Source organism: Ruegeria sp. CL6, assembly GCF_056536465.1.
In genome coordinates this window covers 391,473-415,786 of record NZ_JBQFPR010000003.1, presented here as the reverse complement: position 1 = coordinate 415,786, position 24,314 = coordinate 391,473, and the positions used below count along the sequence as shown (strand labels likewise).

Below are 24,314 nucleotides of genomic sequence, written 5' to 3'. Positions count from 1 at the left end.
AGTGGCAATTTGTCAAGCTCTGCCCCCATTGTCAGGGCAATGTGACGCGACTAAAGCTGAGCGTATGACACTGACCCTGCCCTCTCCCGCTTCACCACTGAAAATCGGCACCCGAGGATCGCCTCTGGCGCTGGCACAAGCCTATGAGACGCGGCAGCGACTGGGCGCGGCGTTCGACCTACCGGATGGGGCCTTCGAGATCGTGGTCATCAAGACCACCGGCGACAACCGCGCCATGATCGACGCGGACCGCCCGTTGAAAGAGATCGGCAACAAGGGGCTGTTCACCAAGGAAATCGAAGAGGCGATGCTGCGTGGCGAGATCGACATCGCGGTGCATTCGACCAAGGACATGCCTGTGGAACAACCCGCAGGGCTGGTGCTGGACACATTCCTGCCGCGCGAGGATGTGCGCGACGCCTTCATCTCGCCCAGCCTCAGTTCTATCCATGACCTGCCGCAGGGCGCGGTGGTCGGCACGTCATCGATGCGCCGTCGGGCGCAATTGCTGAACCGGCGCCCTGATTTAGAGGTCGTTGAATTTCGCGGCAATGTGCAGACCCGCCTCAAGAAACTGGCCGACGGCGTGGCCGATTGCACCTTTCTGGCCATGGCCGGTATCCGCCGCCTGAACATGGACGACGTTCCCGCGACCGCCATTGCGCCCGAAGACATGCTGCCCGCTATCGCCCAAGGCACTATCGGCATCGAACGCCGCAGCGACGATTCCCGCGCAGCTTGTATGCTCGAAGCCATCCACCACGCGGAAACCGGGCAGCGACTGGCCGCCGAACGCGCGCTGCTGGCCGCGCTGGACGGCTCGTGCGAGACGCCAATCGCCGGCCTTGCCGAAATACAGGACGGCCACCTGCGCCTGCGGGGTGAGGTTCTGCGCCCGGACGGGTCCGAGGCTATCTCGGAAGTCCTCACCGGCGCGGTTGCCGATGGGCCTGAGATGGGCCGCGCCATGGCCGAAACGCTGTTGCAGAAAGCGGGCTCAGGATTTTTTGACTGGAGAAGTTGAGAAAAATTCCGCAATGTGAACTACTTCACTGTAGGCACAGCAACAGGCTGCAAAGATACGGATACACCGATTGAGACGCCGGGCCGCTCTCGAAAAAGTCGAAAGTTTGCAAGTCTGTCCGTATTTTTAAGTGGTATTCGAGGGGGCGAGGCGCTGCCCCGGACATCCAATCAGTCAGGGCCGCTGTCATGAACTGGCAGCGGCCCGTTTATTTGTTCCAGCTCAATCCGTTCAGGCATTGGCAATCATCTGAACCGCTTTTTCAACCGCGTGCTTGGTCTGTTGCAGGTCTGCTTCCGTCACTGCCAAGGAAGGATAGAGCTTGCCCGGCGACTTGAAGATGCCACTCGCCCGTAAGCTGTTGTTGTAAATCACGTTGCGATGTGGATCATCATGCTTAGCGCTGCGGTAATCGCGGCAATCGGCGTCTGTGAAATAGATATCGAACAGGGTTTCATCGCCGCAAATCCGATGCGGAATCCCCGCGTGGTTCAATGCCGCGACCTGCATCTGCTGAAGCGCTGCTCCTGTCGCGCGCAATTGATCATAGACCCCGTCGCGTCGCAGAACCTCCATCGTCTTCAGGCCCGCGACCGAAGCCACAGGGTTGCCGGACAGGGTTCCGAGCTGCATCAGCCACCCGCCCTCGCCTACGTGATCCTTGTCGAAATGTTTCATGATCTCTGTGCTTGCGCCCAGCGCGGCCAACGGGAACCCGCCGCCGATGATCTTGCCCAGCGTGCAGATATCGGGCGTCACGCCGTATTTCTCCTGCGCGCCGCCATAGGCCAAGCGGAACCCGGTGACGATCTCGTCAAAGATCAGCAGGACATTGTGCTTATCGCACAGGTCGCGCAGCCCTTGCAGGTATCCGGGCAAGGGCGGGATGATCCGTTGCAAGGGTTCGACCATGATCGCGGCAATATCGTCATGTTCGTTCAGCAGGGCTGCAACGGCGTCCAGATCATTGAACGGCGCGATCAGCATCTGTTCAGCCACGCCCGCAGGTATCCCGGCGCTGTCGGGCACCGCTTGTGGAAAGTTGACCCGACGGCTGGGGGCGAGGCTCATTTGTGCTTCGGCGCTCATGCCGTGATAGCCGCCCTCGAACTTCAAAATCTTGTCGCGACCGGTATAGGCGCGGGCCAGACGGATGGCGTACATATCCGCCTCGCCGCCCGAGGCGACAAAACGCACCTGTTCGCAGCACGGCACGGCGTCGATGATCGCCTCGGCGAGTTCGATCCCCTTGGCGTTATTGGCAAAAAAGGTCATACCCTTGGGCAGTTGCTCCAGCACCGCCTCCATTACCTCGAGGTGGCCGTGGCCCAGCAGCATCGGGCCAGAGCCGATCAGGTAGTCGATATATTCATTGCCGTCCTCATCCCAGACATGGCTGCCCTCGCCACGAGCGATGATGATGCCGGGGTCGAAATTGCCAAATCCCCCGGCGGGCAGGACCTCATTCGCACGGGCGATCCATTCGGATTGAGTGTTGATCTTGAGCATCTCAGACGATCTCCAATATTGGGGAACCAAGGACATCCGGGTCAGGGGCGACACCTAAGCCCGGACCTTCGGGCGGAGCAATACGACCGTTGTCACGGTTTGGTGAATCCGGGCAAAGGCGTGGAGCCACGTAGGAGGACAGATCACAGGTGTTCAGCAACGACCCCCGCGGTGTTGAGGCAGCAAAGTGCAGCGACGCGGCAGTGACAATATCCGACCCCCAAGTGCATTCGGCGCAAATCTCGGCCCCGAGATGTACGGTCAGATCGCGGGCGCGGCGCATGGCTGAAAGCCCTCCGAATTTGGACAGTTTCAGCGCCACGGCATCCATGCAGCCCAACTGGTGCGCGCGCAGCAGCGAGGCCAGATCATGGGCGTTTTCGTCGATCTTCATCGGCAGCCCGGTGGCTTGACGGACCGCGGCGCAGTCGTCCAGCGTTTTGCAGGGCTGTTCCAGCATCACATCCAGATGCGCAACCGCACGGCCTGTCCGCGTGGCCTGAAGGCGAGAAGCCCCGCAGTTCCAGTCGCCGTAAACCAACGGCCCCGGTCCCACGGCCTCGCGCACTTTGATCAGGCGTTCTGCGTCGGCCTGCCAGTCGGCTTCGACCCCCAGCTTGACCTGAAATTGGCGAATACCGGTCTGATACGCAGTTTGCGCGATGCGGGCCATCTCATCCGGGGCGATGCAGGTAATCGAATGGTAGAGCGGCATGTCCTTGCGCGTGCGTCCGCCCAGCAAGGCATAGACCGGCTGTCCTGTGGCTTGGCCGAACAGGTCCCAAAGGGCAATATCGACGGCGGATTTGGCGTAGCGGTGGCCTTGCAATTGGCCGTCGAGCTTGCGCATGGGCGCGTCGGCCCCGAAAGGCGAAACCCCGAGGATTTCCGGGGCCATTTCGGTGATCGCTGAGGGGACACCATCGGCATAGGCGGGAAGGTAGTGCGGGATCGGACAGACCTCGCCCCACCCTTTGAGGCCAGTATCCGTCTCAAGGCACAGGACATGGGTTTTGACCGTGGCGCAGGTTTTACCTTCGGCCATGTGGTAGGTCTCATGGCTGGCGAGGTCGACGGACCATAGGGTGAGCTTGGTGATCTTCATTGCGGCCGTCCTTTGGGTGGTGATGTCGTGCAGTCAGAGGGGCCAGCCCCTCTCTTGGCCTGCGGCCAATTCACGCCCCGGGATATTTTTGGCCAGATGAAGGGTCGGATCATCGCGGGACCTCGTAGGTGGCGATTGGGGGGCCGAGGGCGTCTTCGTCGGGATGGACGCCGAGGCCCGGGGTTTCGGGCAGGTGCAGGTGGCCGTCCGTGTTGCGAGGGCCGCGACCGCCAGCGATGTCGACGGTGATCATGTCCTGACAGGCCCAGACCGCGTGGCAGTTTTCATCGGGGATCGTGGCGGCCAGATGCAGGGCTTCGGTATCGGCCAGAACGGAGCCACCAGTTGCCATGACGAACATGTCGATCCCGTGGGCCAGTGCGATGTCGCGCATCCGGGCGGCCTTGGTCAGGCCACCGACGCGGTTGAGTTTGATCCCGAACACCTCGGCCACACCATCGCGGGCAATGCGCGTTGCGTCTTGCAAGGTGACGAGGCTTTCATCCACGGATACCGGCGCGGCGTGGCGGCCCGCGATGGCGGCGATATCGTCGAGGGACTCGCAGGGCTGCTCAAACATCACGCTCAGCGGTTCGCAGGCTTTCATAACCCTCAGCGCCTGTTGACGGGTCCAACCCCGGTTCACGTCATAAAGGACGATTTCACCGGGGCGGCGAATACTCTCTACATCGCGGACGCGGGCGATATCGCGTTCGACTTCTCCGCCGATTTTGACCGAATGGGCGACGTAGCCCCGGCTGCGGTAGCGGTCCATGACCTTTCGGGTTTCTTCGGCGGTTTTGGCACCGACGGATGAGGCGATCGGGCGCGGTGTACGCGAGCCGCCGCCCATCAGGTCGGCAATCGGCAACCCTGCCGCCTGTCCTGCAATATCCCAGCAGGCCATGTCGATCGGACTTTTGGCATAGAGGTGGCCTGGCAGCGCGGTGTCCATCGCGCGCTCAACCTCCAGAACCCTGCGCGGGTCGAGGCCCAGAATGAAAGGGGCCATGGTTTCGATCCCGGCGCGGATGCCCGGGCCGTGGGCGGGCACGTAGGTGTGGCCCCAGGGTGTGCCCTCGCCCCAACCTGTCAGGCCGGTATCCGTTTCGATCTTTACCAGCGTCGCGTCGAGCGTTTCAAACTTCAGCCGTCCACCGGACAGCCAGTAGGGATGCTCTAGCGGCAGGTCGACGTGGTAGACGGTGATGGTTTTGATTTTCATAACGCGTACTCCGCCACGGGGATGCCGAGGCTTTCAAAATCTGGGGTAACGCCTAATCCTGACGCGTCCGAGACGTAGAGCTTGCCGTTTCGCGACACAGCTCCGCCGATTCCAGTGGATCGGGTGTTATAATTCATCAGGTCGGTGGTGTTTTGCAGGTAGTCTGCGGGCGTCGAGGCAGCAAAATGGGCGACCGTAGCAGAGGTGATTTCCCCACCCCATGTATCTTCAGCCACCACGGGAATGCGGTTTTCAATCAGGTAGTCGCGCACCCGCCGCGCCTTGCTGAGCCCGCCAAGATTGGACAGTTTCAGACAGCAGAACTCGGCCCCTTTGTCCGCAACGATGCGTTGCGCCATGTGCATACCCGTCAGGCACTCGTCCAGCTTCATCGGCTGTTCTGCGACTCGGCGGACCTGCTGACATTCCTCATACGTGCGGCAGGGCTGTTCGAGGATATAGTCCAGATCGCGCGTCGCCCGTGCGACCCGGATCGCATTGTCCACGCGCCAGCCCTGATTGGCGTCGGCCATCGCCTTTTCGCCCGGTTGCAGCAACGGGATCGCGGCACGGATCCGGTCGATATCTGAGGCCCAATCCGCACCCACCTTGATCTGGAACTGGCGGTAGCCCTGATCGCGATAGGCGTTCATCTCGGCTACGGTCTCATCCAGCGCCTTCTGCGGCGCAACGCGGTACATCGGAGCGCCATCGGTCAGCTTTCCGCCCAGCAGCATCCAGACGGGTTGATCGCACGCCTGACCCAACAAATCCCAGCACGCCGCGTCGAACGGTGCTTTGGCATACCCGTGCCCCTGAACCAAATGGTCCATAAGCTGTTCGATCCGTCCAACCTGTCGTGGATCCTCACCCAGTAGCTTCGGCGCGACCAGCCGTGCCAAGGCGGGCACGCCTTCGGAATGCGCGACCATGTAGTTTTCTCCGCAAGGGGTAAACTCTCCACAGCCCTGCAGACCGGCATCCGTGTCGATGACCACAACTGAGGCCACCGCCACCTCAATCGCGTTGCCCGCACCCCACACATAGGCTCCGCCCACATAGGGCAGCCCGGTTTGGTAGATGCGGATGCGGGTGATCTTCATGCGGCGTCCATCCGGGGCAGATCGTCCAAACCTTCCCCTCGCCACAGAACATAGGTCAGGATCGGGCGATCGGTGGTGGACATGGCGTGGCTTTGCCAACTGTTGTGAAGCCGGGTTTGATTGGGAACAAGATCGGCCTCATTGCCGTCGACCTTGAACCGCGCGCTGCCCGCAACGATCAGGTAAAGCTCTTCGGCCTGATGACTGTGCCAGTCATAGGTCAGACCCGCCCCCCAAAAGGCCACGTATCCCCGCAACCGGGTCGAGTGGAAGTGACCTGACGGGCCAAACAGCTCATAATAGCCATACCGGCTCAGGAAATCCGCACCGACCTCATCCTCGGTATAAGTCACTTTCCAATCGGCCAGATGTGCGGTTGCCCGGATTGCCTCGGTCAGGGCTTTGGTTGGCCCAGCGTCGGGCTCAATCGCCTGCACCAGAGGCACCGCAGGGATCGCGTTTGGTGGCACGTCAACGGCGCGCAGATCATCCGGCCAGTCTCCGAACGCGGCCAGATCGGGATGCGCGTGGTGCAACTGTTGGGCGGCTTTGAGGACATCATCCATAGTCATGGGATCACCACGATGTTGCCGGTGTGCTGTTTGGCGATGAAGGCCGCCTGCGCCTCACGCAGGTCTTCCAGAGGATATGTTGCGGCGAGGGCGGGTTTGATCTGACCCGCCTCGATATATTTGACGAGGTTTTGCATGACCTGCGGGTCAATCACGGTCGAGCCGGTGAAGGTCAGGTCGCGCAGGTAGAAGGTGCGCAGGTCAAAATCCACCATCGGCCCTGCGATCGCACCGGAACAGGTATAGCGCCCACCACGTTCAAGGATGTCGATCAGGGTCGGCCAATAGGGGCCACCGACCACATCTGCGACCACAGTGATTTTTTCGTCACCCAGCGCCGCACGCAGGTTGTCAGGCGCGCGTGGCAGGATTCTGTCGGGTCCAAGTTGGGCGACGTCGGCGTGTTTCGCCTCGGACGCCAGCGCAATCACCCGCGCACCGCGCCGTTTGGCCAGTTGCACCAATGCGCCTCCGACCCCGCCCGAAGCTCCGGGCACCAAGACCGTGTCTTTCGCGGTGACATTGGCGCGGGTCAGCATCCCTTCGGCTGTTGAGTAGGAACAGGAAAACGTCGCCAGTTCTGCATCCGACAGGTCAGAGGTGATCGGCACGGCATTCACGGCCAGCGTGGTGGCGTATTCGGCAAACCCTCCATCCCGTTCCGAGCCGTAGTAGCCGGTTTTGTCCTTGTTTCCGGGGTCATCCGGGTCGCGCAGCCAGCCGTCAGTGATCACACGCTGACCGATACGGGCGGGATCAACGCCTGCACCGACAGCAACGATGTGGCCACAGATATCGGCCCCTTGGATGCGCGGGAAGGTGATCGGGTTGCCGCCCCATGTGGGGTCTTCCTCGCCCACCTCGTCAAACGCGCCGCCTGTGGTCGCGTCGGTGACTGTTTTGGAGTACCAGCCGGATCGTGTGTTCACATCCGTGTTGTTCAGACCGCAAGCGGCGACTTTGATCAGCACCTCATGGGCCGCAGGTTCGGGGCGGGGCCAGTCTTTGTGCAGCACCATTTGCTCTAACCCGCCATGGCCCATCGTGACCATGGCTTTCATTGTATCGGGCAGGGTCATTGCGCGGCCTCCATTATAGCATCAGTGCGCGGCAGCAGGCTTTGCGGATCATAAGCCGGTTCGCCCAGCACGCGAGCCGCGCGGGGTTGGCCGTGGATGATGGCCTGCAATGCCGTACCGGGCGTGGCGGCCTCGGGTTTGATATAGGCGAAGGCGAGGATCTTGCCGACCGTGTGCCCATAGGCCACCGATGCGGTCGAGCCGACGACGCGGCCATCCAGCACGACCGCTTCTGCGCCATGACCGTCGATCTCGCCATCCGGTTCGATTTCCAGATAGGCGCAAATCCACGGCAGGTCGGCGTTCAATGTCTTATCCTTACCCAGATAGTCCTTGTCGGTGCGGGCAAAGCGCAGCACATCGGCTTCGGCCAGAGTGACCTCATTGGTCAGCTCGCCCGCGCCTTTGAACCCCTTCTCCATCCGCATCACGTTCATGGCAAAGCTGCCATAGTCGGCGATGCCGAGCGGTTCGCCCGCCGCCCAAAGTGCGGAGTAAACATCCAGACAGGCGGCGTTGGGCATGTGCAATTCCCACCCCAACTCACCGGCATAGGACATGCGGAAGGCCCAGACCTGATGACCTGCGATCGTAATCTCTTGCGCGGACAGCCAGCGGAACCCGGCATTGGTCAGATCGGCATCAGTGCAGCGCGCCAAAACGTCCCGCGACCGTGGGCCGTTCAGTGACAGCGCCGACCAGTCAGCGGATAGAGCGGTGATCTGAACATCCTCATCCGCACGCTGCTGGGCCAGATGATCCAACAGGCGTTGTTCAAAGAACGCCGCACAGACCAGATAGAAGCGGTCTTCGGCCATACGAACGATGGTCGTCTCCAACTCGATCCTGCCCCGGCGGTTCAGCATATGCGTCAGCGTGATCGAGCCAACCTTTTGCGGCATCCGGTTGGCGGTCAGCCGGTCCAGTAGGGCATAAGCGTCCGGGCCGGAAACCTCGACCTTGGTAAAGGCTGTCACGTCCATGATGCCGACACGTTCGCGCACCGCTTTGACCTCAGCCGCGACCATGTCATCGGTGGGGGTGCGGCGGAAGGAATAGTGATCGCGCTGCTCGACCCCATTGCGGGCGAACCAGCGGGGGCGTTCAAAACCGTAGACCTCCTCATGCACCGCGCCCTTGGACTTCAGCAGCTCATATAAAGGCGAAGGCTTGATCGGACGTCCCTCTAGCCTGTTGAAATGTGGAAAGGGGATTTCGTGGCGCAGGCAATAGTCTTCCTCGGCCTTGATCACCTGCCAGTCTTTGATGGCATAGCTACCGAACCGGCGCGGATCGAATTCCCGCATCGAGATATCGGCCGCCCCATGCACCATCCAGCGCGCCAGCTCACGCGTCAGCCCCGGCCCCCAGCCGATCCCGATCTGCGTCCCGCAGCAGCACCAGTAATTCCGAACCCCCGGCGCAGGCCCGATCAAAGGGTTCCCGTCCGGCGGATGCGAAATCGCCCCATGCACGTCACGTTGAATGCCCAGCTCGGCAAAGATCGGCATCCGGTTCAGGCTTTCTTCCAGCCACGGCATCACCCGGTCGTAATCCGCATCAAACAACCAGTTCTCGTATTCCCACGGGCAATGATCATGCCAGACCGAGTTGGGGTTCTCTTTCTCATAAATCCCGATCAGACCGCGATTTTGCTCCATCCGGATATAGCCCGAGACTTTGCGGTCATCGCGGATCACCGGCAGTTCGGTGTCGAGGTTTTGGAACTCGGGCACCGGCTCGGTCACGAAATAATGGTGCGTCATCGAGGTCATCGGCAGTTGCAGCCCCGACCATTCGCCCATCTGACGCGCATAGGTGCCGCCCGCGTTCACCACATGCTCGCAGGTGATGGTGCCCTGTTCGGTTTCCACCACCCATTCACCGTTCTCGGCCTGTGTGATGTTGGTGGCGCGACAATTGCGGAAGATGCGGACGCCTTTCTGACGTGCACCAGCCGCCATTGCCATAGTCACATTGGTCGGGTCCACGTGGCCGTCATCCGGCGTGTGCAGCGCACCCAACACACCATCTAAATTGTAGAACGGGTGCAGCTCGGCCACCTTCTCGGGGCCGACCAGTTCGATGTTGAACCCCAGCGAGCGACCCACCGACAAGGTGTGGCGCAACCAGTCCATCTCATCCTCGGTATAGGCCAGACGGAATGAGCCACAGCCATGCCATGTCACCGGCTGGCCCGTCTCGGCCTCCAATGCGCCGGAATACAGGCCAATGTTGTAGTCCACGCATTTGCCCAGCCCAAAGCTTGAGGTCGAATGCGTGATCTGCCCTGCCGCGTGCCAAGTGCTGCCGCTAGTCAGCTCGGCCTTTTCCAGCAGGACAGTGTCTTCGCCCCAGCCTTCATGCGCCAGATGATAGGCCAGACCGACTCCCATGACGCCGCCTCCGACGATGACCACGCGGGTGTGGGCGGGCAATTTCTTCTCGGACATGACATTTCCTCTTCCCGAGTCGCTTTTCTGCTCGACAGGCTAATTCCACATTTGTACCATCGTCAATCATGAATGACACAAATGTATCATCAATCGTTCTCGACCGCCTGAGCGCGGAATGGGACGCCCTGACACCCGAGGCGCAGAAGGCCGCGCGCTATGTGCTGGAAAACCCAACAGACGTTGGGGTTTCCACAGTGCGCGAGATTGCCGAGGCCGCGAAGGTCAAGCCCAACACCTTTGTCCGCATGGCCCGGCAAGTAGGCTTTGAAGGCTATGAGGATTTCCGCGCCCCGTTTCGCGACGCGATTCGGCAGGGCGGCGTGTCCTTCCCCGATCGCGCCCGCTGGTTGCAGGATATCGGGAAATCGGGCGAGTTGGGCGGGCTTTACGCCGATATGGTTGGTGCCGCGATCCGCAATATCGAGGAAACCTTTGCCGGGATAGATGCGGCCCGCCTGAAGGCCGCGGCCGAAGATATCTGGAAATGCCGCCAAATCTTCACACTGGGCGTCGGCGTGAATAACGCGAACGCCCGCAATTTCACCTATCTTGCGTCAACGGGAATGAAGCAGTTCCACGCCATCCCTCGCCCCGGATCGACCCCTGTGGACGATCTGGCCTGGGCCGATGAACAGGACGTGCTGATTGCCATCACCTGCCACCCCTATCGGACCGAGGTGATCGACGCGATCAAACTGGCCCGGCAACAGGGGCTGACTGTGGTGGGCATCTCGGACAGCCCGGCCAGTCCGGTTATTCTGAACGCGCAGCACGGTTTCGTCGTGGCCGCCGATACGCCGCAATTCTTCCCGTCATCCGTTTCGACCATCGCTTTGCTGGAAACGCTGCTGTCCTTTGTGGTGGCCGTATCGAGCGACGAAATCGTCGAACGGGTGGATCGGTTTCACCAACGCAGACACCAACTTGGCCTCTACGCGGAGGAGCCTGAATGAACGCCCCCCTCACCCACTCACTGGACGCGCGCTATTATACCGATCCCGCGATCTTCGCGCAGGAAATGCAGGGGCTTCTGGCCCGAACGTGGCAATTCGCCGGGCACGTGGCACAGGTGCGCGAACCGGGCGACTATTTCGCGTTCGAGATCGCGGGGCAGAACCTGTTCTGCATCCGGGGCCGCGACGGTGAAATCCGCACCTTCTACAACGTCTGTCAACACCGCGCCCATGAGATGGTCAGCGGCGCAGGCAATACCCGCGTGGTCGTCTGCCCTTATCACGCGTGGACTTATGAGCTGACAGGCCAATTGCGCGCCGGGCCGAATATCAAATCGGTTCCCGGTTTCGACCGCAGCGCGATCTGCCTGACCTCGGTGCGGACCGAAGTGTTCAACGGCTTCATCTTCGTCAACCTCGATGATGACGCAGCACCCATGGACGAGTGGTACCCCGGCGTGCGCGAGGAAATCCGCGCCTTTATCCCGCATATTGACGATCTGGAACCGTTGGAGTGGGTGGAAATCCAAGAAAACTGCAACTGGAAGGTCAGTATCGAGAACTACTCGGAATGCTATCACTGCCCGACCAACCACCCGACCTTCGCCGAAGGTGTTGTCAAGCCCGAGACATATGACATTCAGCCAGACGCCAGCGGCGGTTACGTCCTGCGGCACACGACCGAGTGTCAGAGCCTCGACAAGATGACCTATCCAATCGACATGTCAGTGCCGCACGCGGGCGACTATCAGTCGTGGTTCCTGTGGCCGATGTTCTCATTCCAGTGCTACCCCGGCAACGTACTGAACACCTATCACTGGCGCGCGCATGACGCCGATCACTGCACCGTCTGGCGCGGCTGGTACACCGAGGGTGGATCCGAAAGCGCCGTGATCCGGCAACTGGCCGTGCAAGACCGTGAAACCACCGTGGAAGAAGATATCCGTCTGGTGGAATCCGTTCATCGCGGCCTGAAATCCCGCGGCTACCGCCCCGGACCATTGGTCGTGGACCCCAGTTGTGGTGTGATGTCGGAACACTCGATCGCCCGGCTACAGCAATGGATGCGCGAGGCCGTGGACTGACGCCCTGCGCAAGCGACCGAGACCTGAACAGCAGAGGATAAAATGGCAGATATTTTCGACGAAGACCTGTTCCTGAAAGGGTTGGAACAACGCAAAAGCACTCTGGGCGCGGAATATGTCGAGAAGAATCTGGCCGCAGCCGATGACTTCACCCGCCCGTTTCAAGAGGCCATGACCGCATGGTGCTGGGGCTTTGGCTGGGGTGATGACGTGATCGACGCCAAGACGCGGTCGATGATGAACCTGTCGATGATCGGCGCATTGGGCAAGATGCACGAATGGGAAATCCACTGCAAAGGCGCGATCAACAACGGTGTATCCCCCGAAGAAATCCGCGCCATCATTCACGTGATCGGCATCTACTGCGGCGTCCCGCAGGCGTTGGAATGCTTCCGCGTCGCACGCAAGGTTCTGGGATACACTTAACCGACCCGACACGCGGCAGGTCCGGCACAACTTACCGGGTCACGACGACCCCGTGCTTAAACTGCCGGTAATGCCAGCCTCGCAAAAGCTTAGCAGGTTCTCGATCATGTCCTCTGCCTCGGGTCCACCGTCGGACCCGGACAGGGCTGAAATACGCCAGTCGGACGTACACAAAGCCAACATCGCAGACACAGCATAGACCAACGACGCAGACACACGGTTTGGGTCGGCATCTGGGAACCGTGCACACAACGCCTGAACCGCGAAGGATGCGGCGGGATCGAAATGCACCTTTGCCAGCGCCCGCCAGCGCGTATCCGCGGAAACCATCGCCACGATACGCGCATAAGCCAGCCATTGCGGATCACCGCCGAACGCGCGCGTGATCAGCGGCAGCATATAGGCCGCGACAAAGTCCCTGACCCGCCAATCCTGACCCTCCAGCGCCTTGATCGCAGCAAGGCGTTCTTCGGACAGAACAGAGGCCCGGCGCGCGACGATCCGTTCAAACAATTCTTCTTTCGGGCCGCCGTGAAAATTCACATTCGCCTTCTGAACCTGCGCCCGTTCCGCGATGTCTCGAATCGATGCGCCCTCGAATCCCCGTTCAGAAAAAACCTGCTCTGCCGCGTCCAGGATTCGCTCTCGCGCAGCTACGGATCGCTGCGACGGCGCCCTTTTTCTTTCTTTTACAGCGTGTTGTGACATCTCAAAAATCAGTTTGCCTTATTTAGAACGATCGTTCAAGATAAATGACGTCGCAGGAGGAGAGACGCATGGAGCAGGTGCAGTTGGGAGCGGGCCAACCGGTAAAGGTGAAGGCCCGCCCGGAAGATAGTTTTGCACTGATCGGGGCCGGGCCCATGGGTCTTGCGATGGCAAAAACGCTCATCGAGCAGGGCGTGCCGTTTCAAGGATTTGAACTGGCAGATGACGTGGGCGGTCTGTGGAACATTGATGCACCTCGGTCCACGATGTACGAGACCGCCCACCTCATTTCTTCAAAACGCATGACCGAATTCGCAGATTTCCCAATGCTTGAGGAAACGGCTGAATATCCGTCACACCGCGAATTGAAGACCTATTTTCAGGACTTCGCCAACGCGTTCGATTTGTATCAGCACTTCCATTTCGGAGCCGAGGTCCTGAGCACCACGCCGCTGGACAAAGGAGGGTGGGAAGTCCGCTGGCGCGACTCGTCCGGCACCGAGCAGACACAACAATTCGCGGGCGTTCTGATCGCCAACGGCACCCTGTCGGAACCCAACATGCCAGAGTTTGAGGGCACGTTCACCGGCGAGTTCATTCACGCTTCGCACTACCGCTATCCAACCCAATTCGCGGGCAAAAGGGTTCTGGTCATCGGTGCAGGAAACTCGGGCTGTGATATTGCCGTGGATGCGATCCATCATGGCGTTTCCTGCGACATTTCCATGCGTCGCGGATATTACTTTGTTCCGAAATATGTATTCGGCAAACCCGCTGACACAATGGGCGGCAAAATCCGTCTTCCGATGTGGCTGAAGCGCAAGGTGGATGGCGCAATTCTAAAGTGGTTCGTGGGAAACCCTCAGAAATACGGGTTTCCAAAACCGGATTACGAGCTGTACGAATCCCACCCCGTCGTGAATTCGCTTATCCTGTTTCACGCTGGACATGGCGACCTGACAGTGCGCCCTGACATTGCGCGATTTGAAGGCAAAACCGTCCACTTCCGCGATGGCAGTTCGGCCGAGTACGACATGGTTCTGGCGGCGACCGGCTACAAGCTGCACTACCCATTCATCGACAAGTCGCTTCTGAACTGGAAAGGGGACGCGCCGCACCTTTACCTGAACTGCATGCATCCTGAACGGGATGACGTGTTCGTTTTGGGCATGGTCGAGGCGTCCGGGCTGGGCTGGCAGGGCCGACACGAGCAGGCCGAAATGATCGCCAGGTATATTGCCGGGCTGCGGTCTGGAAACACGGCAGCACAGGCGATCCGTGCGACCAAGGCCGAAGGGTTCGAGCGGGCAACGGGCGGCATGAACTATATCGACCTGCCCCGCATGGCCTTCTATGTCGACAAGGCAACCTATCGGCGCGAAGTGACGGGCCAGATCGCAGCTCTCAGGGCGGCGGAAAGATGAACGGGATCGACCAGGTCGCGCTGAACTTCGACGCGGGCAACCTGAGGCTTTTGAACGCCATCCTTGCCGTTGTCATGTTTTCGATCGCGCTGGACCTTCGACTTGATGACTTTCGACGGGTAGCGCGGGGGCCCAAACCCCTGATCGTCGGGCTGACTTCGCAGTTCATCATTTTGCCGGCCCTGACCTTCCTGATGATCGTCGCGTTGAAACCCATGCCCTCTGTCGCGATGGGGCTTATTCTTGTCGCGGCCTGTCCCGGTGGGAACATCTCGAATTTCATGACCCATCGCGCAAAGGGCAATGTCGCGCTATCCGTGTCGATGACGGCCTTCGCAACCGTCGCAGCGATCATCGTCACGCCTGCAAATATCGCGTTTTGGGGCAACCTCTATGGCCCGACCCGTGAAATCCTGCAACGCACGGAGATCGACCCGGTCGCAGTGGCCATCACCGTGGGGTTCATGCTGATCCTGCCGCTGATCCTTGGAATGATCGTCAATGCACGCTTTACACGGTTCGCCAATCGCATCCGCCGCCCCATGCAGTGGCTGTCTATGGCCATCTTCGTTGCCTTCATCGTCGTGGCGCTTGCCGCGAACTGGGACAACTTCCTTCAGTTTGCCGGAGCGATCGTCGGGCTGGTCATCCTTCACAATGCGCTGGCCTTTCTGGGCGGCTACTTCACCGCCACCGCCGCCGGCCTGTCCGAGCGTGATCGCCGTTCCGTTACGATTGAGACCGGAATTCAGAACTCGGGGCTGGGGCTGATCCTGATCTTCGCCTTCTTCGGCGGCTTGGGCGGTATGGCCGTTGCTGCCGCGCTGTGGGGTATCTGGCACGCGATATCAGGGATCGCCCTTGCCGCGTTTTTTGCCAGACGAGAGATACCGCAATGAACCGGATTCTGATCACGGGTGCCGCCGGAGCCATCGGAACGGCGTTGCTGCGCCGTCTTGGGCCCCATTCCGATATTGAGGTCATCGCCACCGATATTCGGGAACCGTCCGACCTGCCAGCAAACACGCGGTTCAGGAAGATGGACGTGACGGGAAGCGACCCGCAATCCGTTATCCTTGAAGAACGTCCTGACACGATTGTTCACCTCGCCTCGATCGTGACACCCCGGCCGGACTCGACCCGTGAATTGGAATACAGGGTCGATGTCGAAGGCACGCGCAATGTGCTGGACGCGGCCATCGGTGCAGGCACCCGGCGGCTTGTGGTGACGTCATCCGGTGCGGCTTACGGGTATCACCCGGACAACCCCGTTCCACTAAAAGAAACCGATGCGATACGCGGCAATCACGAATTCGCCTATTCCTGGCACAAACGTCTGGTCGAAGAAATGCTGGCCGAGGCCAGACACACCGCGCCGGATTTGGAACAAGTCGTCCTGCGTGTCGGCACGGTGCTTGGCGCAAACATAGAGAACCAAATCACCGCCCTGTTCCGCAAACCTCGGCTTTTGGGCCTCAAGGGATCGGACAGCCCGTTTGTCTTTATCTGGGACAGGGATCTGGCGGAAATCCTGTTTCGGGCTGCGACTGACAGCCCCGCTGGTATCTTCAACGTTGCCGGAAACGGATCGCTGACCGTTTCACAGATCGCAGCGGCCATGGGAAAGCCGGTTCGATGGTTACAGCCCGGATTGGTCAAAGCAGCCCTGACAATCGCGCGCCCTCTGGGTCTGTCGCGCTATGGTCCGGAACAGGTGCGCTTTCTGCTGTACCGCCCTGTTCTGGACAATTCCGCACTTAGGACAGATTTCGGATACGAGCCCGAGCTTTCAAGTGCAGAGGCATTTCAACGCTGGTGGGAGGCCGCCCAATGACACAAACCGCAGTGATAACCGGCGGCGCGGGCGGATTGGGTCGGGCCTTGTCCGCGGCGTTGCGCGCGCAAGGGTGGCACACCGTGCTCATTGACCTTCCGGGGCCCGAGTTGGACTCTTTTGCCCGTGTGGACGGCGTCACTACCTTTGCCTGTGACCTGACCCAGCCGGACCAGATCAAGGAGACTTGCGCCAAGGTCATAAAGTCCTGCGCGTCGATTGACCTGGTGGTTTACAACGCGGGCGTTTCGCAAATCTCTGCCTTCGCCGAAGGCGACATGGCCTCGCACCGCGATCTGTTCGAGATCAATTATTTTGCGGCGGTTCACTGCGCCAGTCAGTTTCTGCACCCCTTGCGGCAATCTAAAGGAACCCATTTGGCCATATCCTCGGTTGCCGGGTTTGCGCCGCTATTTCATCGCACCGCCTATGCAGCCAGCAAACACGCGCTTGAAGGGTTCTTCAAATCGCTCAGGGCAGAGGAAATCGCACATGGCGTGCGCGTAAGTATCGCCGCACCTTCTTTCGTGGCCACGAATATCGGGCGGCCGGGTACAGCGGAGCAAGGTTTCGTCCGGCCCGGGTCAGCCACGGACGGCGTTGACTATATGGAACCTGACGATGCAGCGCGCGTTATCCTGCGCGGGCTTGAGCAGGAAAAGCAGTTCATTCCCGTCGGCCGAGTGGCGCGGATCGCGCACATCGTGAACCGGCTCGCTCCGGGTCTGTATTTTTCCCAAATGTTAAAAACTATGACCAAGAGCGGCTCTTCCTGACCAAACAATCGCCACCCAGAAATCGCCAAGCGCTTTGCACAGGCCAAACGGCCCAGCCGGCTCAATAGCCAGGCGTTTATTTTTCACTCGGGCAATCCGAAACAGCACTCAATCGTTTCTTGATTGACAGGTTCCGTCATAGGCACGGCCGAGGCTCGTTCAAAGCGCGGCCCAATTTCAATGGTTTGGTGGCGGAGACGAAGTCCGTCGTTTCGCCCGAAAGAGCACAATTAATCGTTCAATAACATCTTATTACGATTCACGCGCGCTGCGGTATGTGTTGCAAAGTGTGTTGCAGATTTTCGTGGCTCGGGACCTGATTCCCACATATCCTGAAACCAAGAAACCCTCGCCGGATCAGGGCGAGGGCTTCCATGAAATTGCATCTGGCGGCGCAGTCACAAAAGCCGAAAAAGGACACGACCAATGCACGCGAAACATAACCTGAACACCGACAAAAGCCAAGAGGCTGACAACGTGAGCGCCGCGCTCGCTCTGGTGGCGGATGGCATTGCCGTCTTCCCGGTCGGCCCCGACAAACGCCCAATTGTGAAGGGCTGGCAGGACAAGGCCACGACGGACCAGGACCAGATCAAAGCGTGGTGGCGCGACCGGCCCGACGCCATGCCCGCCATTCCGACCGGCAAGCGGAACGGCATTGCGGTGCTGGACGTGGACCGCAAGAACGGCAAGGACGGCTTGGCCGAACTGGCGGCGCTTGGGCTGGACGTGGAGGCGCTGTCCGACACGCAGGTGGCCACGGCGGGCGATGGTCGCCACATCTACCTCGAATGGCCCGAGGGCATGGGCAACAGCGCCGCCGGGCTACCGCCCGGATTGGATGTGCGCGGCGAAGGTGGCTATGTGGTCGCGCCCGGCGCGATCAACGGCGAGGGCGCTTATAGACTGCTAAAGGGCAGCCTGACGGCCAAGCTGCCGCCGTGGCCAGAGGTTCTGCCGATCCGACGAAAGCCCGTGGACGTGGGCGAGGCGCAGCCCACGGGCCTGCCGTGGTCCGCCTTCGCCGAAGTGGTGCGGGCCGTGCCGAATGACGGCGACGCCTTCCCGACGCGCGACGATTGGTTGAACATGGGCTTTGCGATCCACGCCGAGTCCGGCGGCAGCCTCGACGGCAATGATCTGTGGCACGAATGGTCGGCACAGCACGGCACCTATGACCCGACCGAGACCGACCGCGTATGGGAGTCTTTCAAGGCGGATCGGCCCGGCGGGCTGACTGGGTGGTTTGCCATTGGCCGCGCCCGCCAGCTAGGCTTCCGGCACCCTGATCTAGACCGGCTCTTGGCGCGCGATCTGGACGACTGCTGGACCGCCGAAGAGCTGGAAGAGATCAAGCGCGTGTCGGCGGAAGAGTCGCTGGCCAAGACAATCGAAGAGGACCGCCGCCTTCTGGACCCCGAGGCGTTCGATCTGTTGTGGGGACAGCCGTCGCACCTGAACTTCCTCAGCCCGTCCGACTGCGAAGGCTTGCCAGCCCGCCGCTATGTCGTGAAGGGTCTGATCGGCGAAGGCGACATTGCCGCCGTTGTCGGGGCACCGGGCGCGGGAAAATCACTCTTGGCCCCGTATCTGGGATTCGCCGTCGCGCAAGGTGTGGAGGTCTTCGGACGCCGCACCCGGCAGGGGCGCGTGTTCTATGTCGCGGCGGAGGACAGCCACGGGATGCGCGCCCGTGTTCAAGCGCTACGGTCGGAGCGCGGGGAGGCTGAAGCCTTCAAGCTGGTCGAAGGCGTGTCCGATCTGCTGAGCGATGGCAGCGAAGACCTGAAGGCTCTGACGGTCGCGGTGGAAGACCAGCGCCCTGCGCTGATCGTGATCGACACGCTCGCCGTAGGATTCCCCGGCTTGGAAGAGAACGAAGCGAAGGCGATGGGCCGCGTGGTCGCTGTGGCCCGCAGCCTGACCCGCTGGGGCGCTGCCGTCGTGCTGGTCCACCACGACACCAAGGACGGCAACGGCCTGCCGCGTGGCCATTCGATCCTGAACGGGGCGCTGGACATGTCGCTGCACCTGAAGCGCGACGGCAAGGTGGTCCGCGTAAGGCCGACCAAGAACCGGAATGGCAGCACTGATCAGGAACTGGCCTTCAGCGTGGGCACGATCCAAATGGGCACCGACGAAGACGGCGATACGATCTGGACGGCAATTTGCGACGAAGAGAACACCGCGCATCTACCGAACCCCGGGAAGCCGCTGCCCCCGAGCGCGAAGGCAGCTTTGGATATTCTTACCGACCTGTCGCCGGACGGACAATTGATCCCGAAAGCAGAGTGGCGGGCGGCCTGCATCGCGAGTGACGCGGTTTCAGGGGCGGAAAAGATTGACGACAGGCGACAGGCGTTCCGCAGGGCGTTGGAACAGTTGGCGCGGCGCAAGCTCTTCATCTCTCAGGGGGAGCAAGTCCGCCTCACGGAGTCGCCGGACATGCTTCTGGGAGGCGACAATGATGATTGACCACGGGACACGACAAACAGGACACGACAGGACATTTGCAGGACATGTCCTGCGGCAATTCGGGGACGAGCACAGGACACGACAGGACACACCCCTTAAGGGGTGTCCTGTTGTCCTGTCCTCCCATTGCTGGGTTGGTGGTGTGGGGGATGCGCTCAGAGAAGCCCCCGTGTGGGGAGTGAGCGGTTCCCCCCTGACGGATAACTTTGCGGGGACGCGGAGCCTCGACATTTCACCCCGTGGTGAAGATTCTGATTTGGGAAAACCGCTGTGGGGCGCATCCTCCCTTTGGGGGCGGTCCCTCCTGTGGGGGATTTGCCCGTGAGTACTGACACCCGTGACAGCATCGCCGAGCTGATCGGCGAAGAGTGGGCCGACGACTTCGCCGCCCCTGAGACCGTGACCGCCGCAGAGCTGGGGGAATGGCTCGGGCTGACCGCGAACCGGGTCCACGCGCTCGGTCGCGATGGCGTGCTGCCCCGGACGCCCGAGAAGACTTATCCGCTGATGGCATCGGTCGCCGCCTATTGCGACCACGCCCGGCAGTTGGCCAAGGGCAAGGCCCCCGACAAGGCCCTGGCCGATGAGAAGATCAGGCTGGCCCGGGAACAGGCAGACAAGATCGCGCTTCAGAATGCCGCCGCCCGTGGAGAGCTGCTGGACTCCCGGCAGGTGGCGAACGAGTGGCGGGCTATCGTCACCGACCTGCGTGCCGCTGTGCTGGCCGTGCCGTCCCGGGTGGCCAGCCGCCTCGCCTTGGACCGGAAAGAGACCGCCGCGCTGGACGCCGAGATCAGGGACGCAATGGAGGGTATCGCCGATGATCGTCGATAGAGGGACAGCCAGCTCAGGATTGACGCTTTTTGAGATCATCCCGAATGTGCTGAATGGCATCATAGCCGTCTTTGATAAGCCTCGGCCCATTTGTCATGAGCAAGGCAGCAATCCCGAACTTGAAGATCAATCCATACATTATTTCTTGTCCCTTTTAATGATACTTACGTATGGTCAAGTGGTGTTGCGGGATCTTCGGTTCAAGTGTTCTCTTGGAGGTCATCGCCGATGAAAGCTGACCTGCGTCTGGCGCAGCTCCGCCGCGAGGCGCTGGGAGCCTTCCGCCCGCCCGCCAAGCTGGCGCTGAGCGAGTGGATCGAGTCTCACGTCTTCCTGCCGTCCAGCCTCGCCGCCCAGCCGGGCCGGATGCGGCTCTGGAAGCCGCAAATCGAGATCGGCAATTCCATCGGCGACGACACGGTGGAGCGCGTGACGATCCTGAAGAGCGCCCGCGTCGGCGCGACACAGTTGATGGTTGGGGCGCTCGGGCACTTCGTCCAGAACGACCCCAGCCCGGTCCTGTGCGTGGTCCCCGCTGAAGCCGACGCCCGGCACCTGATGGTGTCCGTCATCGAACCGACCTTTGGCGAGTCTCCTGCGCTGCGGGCGGCACTTTCGACCGACGCATCGGGCCGCGATTTGCTGATGCACCGCCATTTCGCGGGCGGCAGCCTGTCCATCGTCTCGGCCCGCGCCCCGCGCAACCTGCGCGCCCGGACGGCCCGCATCCTCTTCGCCGATGAGATCGACGCCTACGAACTGAGCGCGGGCGTGGAGGGCGACCCCGTGGAATTGGCCATGCGGCGAACCATGACCTACGGCAATCGGAAGATCGTCTTGGCCAGCACGCCGGTCGATGCAGAGACCAGCCGCATCCTGCGGGCTTATGACCAGAGCGACAAGCGGGTCTTCGAGGTCCCGTGCCCCGGCTGCGAAGAGTTCCAAGAGATCGTTTGGGCGGACATTCGGTGGAACGACGGCAAGCCCGAGACGGCCCATTGGGTCTGTCCCGAGTGCGGCAGCGTGGTCGAAGATCGGCAGAAGCCCCGGATGGTCGCAGAGGGTCGCTGGCGGGCCACAGCGCCGCATGTGGAGGGGCACCGGGGCTACAAGCTGACCAGCCTGACCAGCACGCTCCCGAACGCCTCGTGGCCCCGTCTGGCAGCTGAGTTCCTTCAGGCCAAGCGCAGCCCGACCACGTTGAAGCCGTGGCTGAACACGGTGCTGGGCGAGCCGTGGCGCGGCGAAGGCGACGATCTGGACGACGCCGAGCTGGCGTCCATGCGCGAGCCTATCGGTCTCGACCGGCTGCCGCCCGAAACCCTCTACCTGACCGGCGGCGCGGACGTGCAGAAAGACCGGATCGAACTGACGACGCTGGGCTGGACAGCCGACGACGTGGCGCTGGTGCTGGCCCACGAATGGCAAACAAGAGACCAAAGCCCGAAGAGATTGTCTCGAAGTTACGGCAGGTTGAAGTTCTGATGGGGCAAGGCATGTCCCGTCTTGATGCGATCAGGCAGATCGGCGTTGTTGAACAAACCTATTACCGCTGGAGAAAGAAGTACGGTGGAATGGGTGTAGATCAGTTGAAAGAACTCAAGCGGCTTCAGAAAGAGAACGAGCGACTGAGACGCGCGGTTTCAGATCTGACGCTGGACAAACTGATCCTGACGGAAGCCGCAAAGGGAAACTACTGAGCCCCGCTCGTCGTCGTGCCTGCATCGATCATGTTCGTAGCCATCTGAACGTTTCCGAGAGACGCGCCTGCCGCGTGCTTGGACAACACCGGTCCACGCAACGGCGTGTCCCAGAAGGTCGCGCAGACGAAGACCGATTGGTGGCCGACATGATCGAGCTGACCCGTCAATACGGTCGATATGGCTATCGCAGGATCGCTGCACTGCTGAGAGAGGCTGGCTGGTCTGTCAGTGATGGGCGGATTGAACGGCTTTGGCGACGGGAGGGGCTGAAAGTGCCAGTGAAACAACCGAAGAAAGGACGGCTCTGGCTGAACGATGGGTCGTGTGTTCGGCTACGGCCAGAGTTTCGCAACCATGTTTGGTCGTATGACTTCGTCCATTGCCGAACCGATGATGGAAAAGCCTTCCGAACGCTGAACATCCTTGATGAATACAGTAGGGAATGCTTGGCAATCAGGGTTGAGCGGAAACTGAACTCGACCGATGTAATCGACGTTCTGACGGATCTGTTCATACTTCGCGGCGTGCCGAGTTTCATACGTTCTGACAATGGGCCGGAATTTGTCGCCCAGGCTGTCCGAGACTGGATTGCTGCCGTCGGCGCCAAGACGGCTTACATCGAACCCGGCAGCCCATGGGAGAACGGATATTGTGAAAGCTTCAATGGCCGGTTCAGGGATGAGCTACTCAACGGAGAGATCTTCTACAGCTTGCGCGAAGCACAAATCCTGATCGAACAATGGAGAAAACACTACAACACAAAACGACCCCACAGTGCTCTGGGTTACCGCCCGCCAGCGCCCGAAACCATCATCCCGATGGATCACAGGCCGATGATGCACTAACAATCAACTTGGACCAGTCAGTTGAGGCTGCTCACAGATAGGTCTTCTTGATTCGTGTCAGGTGTGTGCGAGGACGCCAAAGCCAAGGCTTGATTAAAGTCCAGGATCTTTCCAGAAGTATTGGTAAGATCATCAGCTACTCCCAGCGCATGATAGGTGTAACTTCCCTCCAAGTCAGCCGTTCTCACTAGCCATCGTCCAGCAGTGGACTCAGTTCTTCGTCGGTAGCAAAGGCTTCTACCAGTGTTGATCCTATGGGCATAAGGGCTGCTCCTTGGCTTCAGAAGCATCCTACTCTTAGGTGTAGTCAGGTCGATCTTAGGCATCAGGTGGCTCAGAAAATGGTTAAACTCTCGTGTCAGAGCCATCTGTGTTTATCTGTGGATAGGAAGTATACCCCCTAAGACAGAGACAAGATTTACTGGGGTTAACCAGTGTTATCTCTGATTTTCATAGCAAAAAAGTGTGGGTGGCGGTGCTGTCAGACGAATTCGAACCAGTCTCAGTTTGCCGCGGAAATCGCGAACTTATCCGGAACAAAGTTGACGCCACTCGCTAAGAGCGGCGGCGCGGGTCAGCTTGAAGGTATCTCTGCTGGCGAGCGATCTTTCCTGGTTGAAGTGGTTGTAAACGGAGGAATAGACGGAGGCGAATTTCTGCAAACTTCGCATGCGCCTGAAACGTTGCATGACGCGTTCTCGTCGTCGAAACGGCAGGTGCGAATTCTCAACCCGGTTATTGAGCCACCTGCCCGTCTGTTGTTTTTCATTGGCGCTCAGCTCTTTGAGCGCGGCTCTGTATGAGGCGAATCGATCCGTCACGACGTTTTCCGCTTTACCGTGGCGCTTCATCAATTTCCTGAGGAATTTCAATGCCGCCTGCTTGTTTCGACGTTTGGTAACGATTGCTTCCAGCACTTCGCCCTCATGATCGACGGCCCGCCAGAGGTAGTGTCTCTTGCCGTTGATCTTCACAAAGATCCCGTCAAGGTGTCAACGCCAGCGGCTCGATTTCATCCCTTCGATCCGGCGCTTCCGGATCTCGGCCGCGAACAGCGGCCACAACCGATGCCGCCAAAACCGCACCGTTTCGTGGCTTCCGTCCACGCCGCGCTCGTGCAGCAGGCCCTCAACGTTCCGAAGCGACAGAGGGAACCGAACGTAGAGCATCACCGCCAG

Annotated in this window: 21 protein-coding genes and 1 pseudogene; 12 read left to right on the top strand and 10 right to left on the bottom strand. The window is 60.5% G+C overall.

Annotation, left to right across the window (positions count from 1 at the left end):
- Positions 1–64 precede the first annotated feature (64 nt).
- The gene (gene hemC, locus ACR0LH_RS11600) at positions 65–1,024 is read left to right on the top strand and encodes a hydroxymethylbilane synthase (protein WP_480721068.1); all 960 of its coding nucleotides are present in this window, start codon (positions 65–67) and stop codon (positions 1,022–1,024) included.
- A 231-nt stretch (positions 1,025–1,255) separates the two neighbouring features.
- On the opposite strand, the gene ACR0LH_RS11595 is transcribed toward hemC, so the two are convergent.
- From ACR0LH_RS11595 to ACR0LH_RS11565, 7 genes are all read right to left on the bottom strand, one after another.
- Complete coding sequence (locus ACR0LH_RS11595; RefSeq protein WP_480721066.1) at positions 1,256–2,533, bottom strand: aspartate aminotransferase family protein; 1,278 nt, start codon at positions 2,531–2,533, stop codon at positions 1,256–1,258.
- Between the two features lies 1 nt (position 2,534).
- The gene (locus ACR0LH_RS11590) at positions 2,535–3,638 is read right to left on the bottom strand and encodes a mandelate racemase/muconate lactonizing enzyme family protein (protein ID WP_480721065.1); all 1,104 of its coding nucleotides are present in this window, start codon (positions 3,636–3,638) and stop codon (positions 2,535–2,537) included.
- Between the two features lie 109 nt (positions 3,639–3,747).
- Positions 3,748–4,863: a mandelate racemase/muconate lactonizing enzyme family protein gene (locus ACR0LH_RS11585; RefSeq protein WP_480721063.1), complete on the bottom strand. Its 1,116-nt coding sequence runs from the start codon at positions 4,861–4,863 to the stop codon at positions 3,748–3,750.
- Complete coding sequence (locus ACR0LH_RS11580; RefSeq protein WP_480721062.1) at positions 4,860–5,966, bottom strand: mandelate racemase/muconate lactonizing enzyme family protein; 1,107 nt, start codon at positions 5,964–5,966, stop codon at positions 4,860–4,862. Before ACR0LH_RS11580 ends, ACR0LH_RS11585 begins: the two co-directional genes overlap by 4 nt.
- Positions 5,963–6,538 carry a dimethylsulfonioproprionate lyase family protein gene (locus ACR0LH_RS11575; protein WP_480721061.1) on the bottom strand — a complete coding sequence of 192 codons (576 nt, stop codon included), beginning with the start codon at positions 6,536–6,538 and terminating at the stop codon, positions 5,963–5,965. Before ACR0LH_RS11575 ends, ACR0LH_RS11580 begins: the two co-directional genes overlap by 4 nt.
- Complete coding sequence (locus tag ACR0LH_RS11570) at positions 6,535–7,617, bottom strand: alcohol dehydrogenase family protein (protein WP_480721060.1); 1,083 nt, start codon at positions 7,615–7,617, stop codon at positions 6,535–6,537. The genes ACR0LH_RS11575 and ACR0LH_RS11570 overlap by 4 nt, the downstream gene beginning before the upstream one ends.
- The gene (locus ACR0LH_RS11565; protein ID WP_480721059.1) at positions 7,614–10,070 is read right to left on the bottom strand and encodes an FAD-dependent oxidoreductase; all 2,457 of its coding nucleotides are present in this window, start codon (positions 10,068–10,070) and stop codon (positions 7,614–7,616) included. The genes ACR0LH_RS11570 and ACR0LH_RS11565 overlap by 4 nt, the downstream gene beginning before the upstream one ends.
- A gap of 68 nt (positions 10,071–10,138) precedes the next feature.
- Here ACR0LH_RS11565 and ACR0LH_RS11560 point away from each other — a divergent pair, with 68 nt between their 5' ends.
- From ACR0LH_RS11560 to ACR0LH_RS11550, 3 genes are read left to right on the top strand one after another with little or no spacing between them, the layout of a single operon-like run.
- Positions 10,139–11,026 carry a MurR/RpiR family transcriptional regulator gene (locus ACR0LH_RS11560; protein WP_480721057.1) on the top strand — a complete coding sequence of 296 codons (888 nt, stop codon included), beginning with the start codon at positions 10,139–10,141 and terminating at the stop codon, positions 11,024–11,026.
- On the top strand, positions 11,023–12,111 hold the full coding sequence (locus ACR0LH_RS11555; protein ID WP_480721056.1) for an aromatic ring-hydroxylating oxygenase subunit alpha: 1,089 nt from the start codon (positions 11,023–11,025) through the stop codon (positions 12,109–12,111). The genes ACR0LH_RS11560 and ACR0LH_RS11555 overlap by 4 nt, the downstream gene beginning before the upstream one ends.
- Before the next feature lie 42 nt (positions 12,112–12,153).
- Positions 12,154–12,537, top strand: a complete 384-nt coding sequence (locus tag ACR0LH_RS11550; protein ID WP_170387281.1) for a carboxymuconolactone decarboxylase family protein — start codon at positions 12,154–12,156, stop codon at positions 12,535–12,537.
- A gap of 39 nt (positions 12,538–12,576) precedes the next feature.
- Here the strand turns inward: ACR0LH_RS11550 and ACR0LH_RS11545 are convergent, their stop codons facing one another.
- The gene (locus ACR0LH_RS11545; RefSeq protein WP_480721054.1) at positions 12,577–13,245 is read right to left on the bottom strand and encodes a TetR/AcrR family transcriptional regulator; all 669 of its coding nucleotides are present in this window, start codon (positions 13,243–13,245) and stop codon (positions 12,577–12,579) included.
- A 68-nt stretch (positions 13,246–13,313) separates the two neighbouring features.
- Between ACR0LH_RS11545 and ACR0LH_RS11540 the strand changes: the two genes are divergently transcribed.
- From ACR0LH_RS11540 to ACR0LH_RS11515, 6 genes are all read left to right on the top strand, one after another.
- The gene (locus ACR0LH_RS11540) at positions 13,314–14,669 is read left to right on the top strand and encodes a flavin-containing monooxygenase (RefSeq protein WP_480721053.1); all 1,356 of its coding nucleotides are present in this window, start codon (positions 13,314–13,316) and stop codon (positions 14,667–14,669) included.
- Complete coding sequence (locus ACR0LH_RS11535) at positions 14,666–15,568, top strand: bile acid:sodium symporter family protein (RefSeq protein WP_170804566.1); 903 nt, start codon at positions 14,666–14,668, stop codon at positions 15,566–15,568. The genes ACR0LH_RS11540 and ACR0LH_RS11535 overlap by 4 nt, the downstream gene beginning before the upstream one ends.
- Complete coding sequence (locus tag ACR0LH_RS11530) at positions 15,565–16,503, top strand: SDR family oxidoreductase (protein WP_480721052.1); 939 nt, start codon at positions 15,565–15,567, stop codon at positions 16,501–16,503. The genes ACR0LH_RS11535 and ACR0LH_RS11530 overlap by 4 nt, the downstream gene beginning before the upstream one ends.
- On the top strand, positions 16,500–17,279 hold the full coding sequence (locus ACR0LH_RS11525) for an SDR family NAD(P)-dependent oxidoreductase (RefSeq protein ID WP_480721051.1): 780 nt from the start codon (positions 16,500–16,502) through the stop codon (positions 17,277–17,279). The genes ACR0LH_RS11530 and ACR0LH_RS11525 overlap by 4 nt, the downstream gene beginning before the upstream one ends.
- 426 nt (positions 17,280–17,705) lie before the next feature.
- On the top strand, positions 17,706–19,754 hold the full coding sequence (locus ACR0LH_RS11520; protein ID WP_480721050.1) for a bifunctional DNA primase/polymerase: 2,049 nt from the start codon (positions 17,706–17,708) through the stop codon (positions 19,752–19,754).
- 321 nt (positions 19,755–20,075) lie between these two features.
- Positions 20,076–20,588, top strand: coding sequence for a hypothetical protein (locus ACR0LH_RS11515; RefSeq protein WP_480721049.1), 513 nt, complete (start codon positions 20,076–20,078; stop codon positions 20,586–20,588).
- 13 nt (positions 20,589–20,601) lie between these two features.
- On the opposite strand, the gene ACR0LH_RS11510 is transcribed toward ACR0LH_RS11515, so the two are convergent.
- On the bottom strand, positions 20,602–20,727 hold the full coding sequence (locus ACR0LH_RS11510) for a hypothetical protein (RefSeq protein WP_480721048.1): 126 nt from the start codon (positions 20,725–20,727) through the stop codon (positions 20,602–20,604).
- Between the two features lie 89 nt (positions 20,728–20,816).
- On the opposite strand from ACR0LH_RS11510, the gene ACR0LH_RS11505 reads away from it, so the two are divergent.
- Positions 20,817–22,073, top strand: coding sequence for a terminase gpA endonuclease subunit (locus ACR0LH_RS11505; RefSeq protein WP_480721047.1), 1,257 nt, complete (start codon positions 20,817–20,819; stop codon positions 22,071–22,073).
- A protein-coding gene (locus ACR0LH_RS11500; protein ID WP_480721046.1) for an IS3 family transposase occupies positions 22,010–23,136 on the top strand; the annotation gives its coding sequence in 2 pieces (ribosomal slippage) (positions 22,010–22,274 and positions 22,274–23,136; 1,128 coding nt in all). The genes ACR0LH_RS11505 and ACR0LH_RS11500 overlap by 64 nt, the downstream gene beginning before the upstream one ends.
- 527 nt (positions 23,137–23,663) lie before the next feature.
- Here ACR0LH_RS11500 and ACR0LH_RS11495 read toward each other — a convergent pair.
- Positions 23,664–24,305: pseudogene (locus tag ACR0LH_RS11495) on the bottom strand (IS6 family transposase).
- Positions 24,306–24,314: the final 9 nt, after the last annotated feature.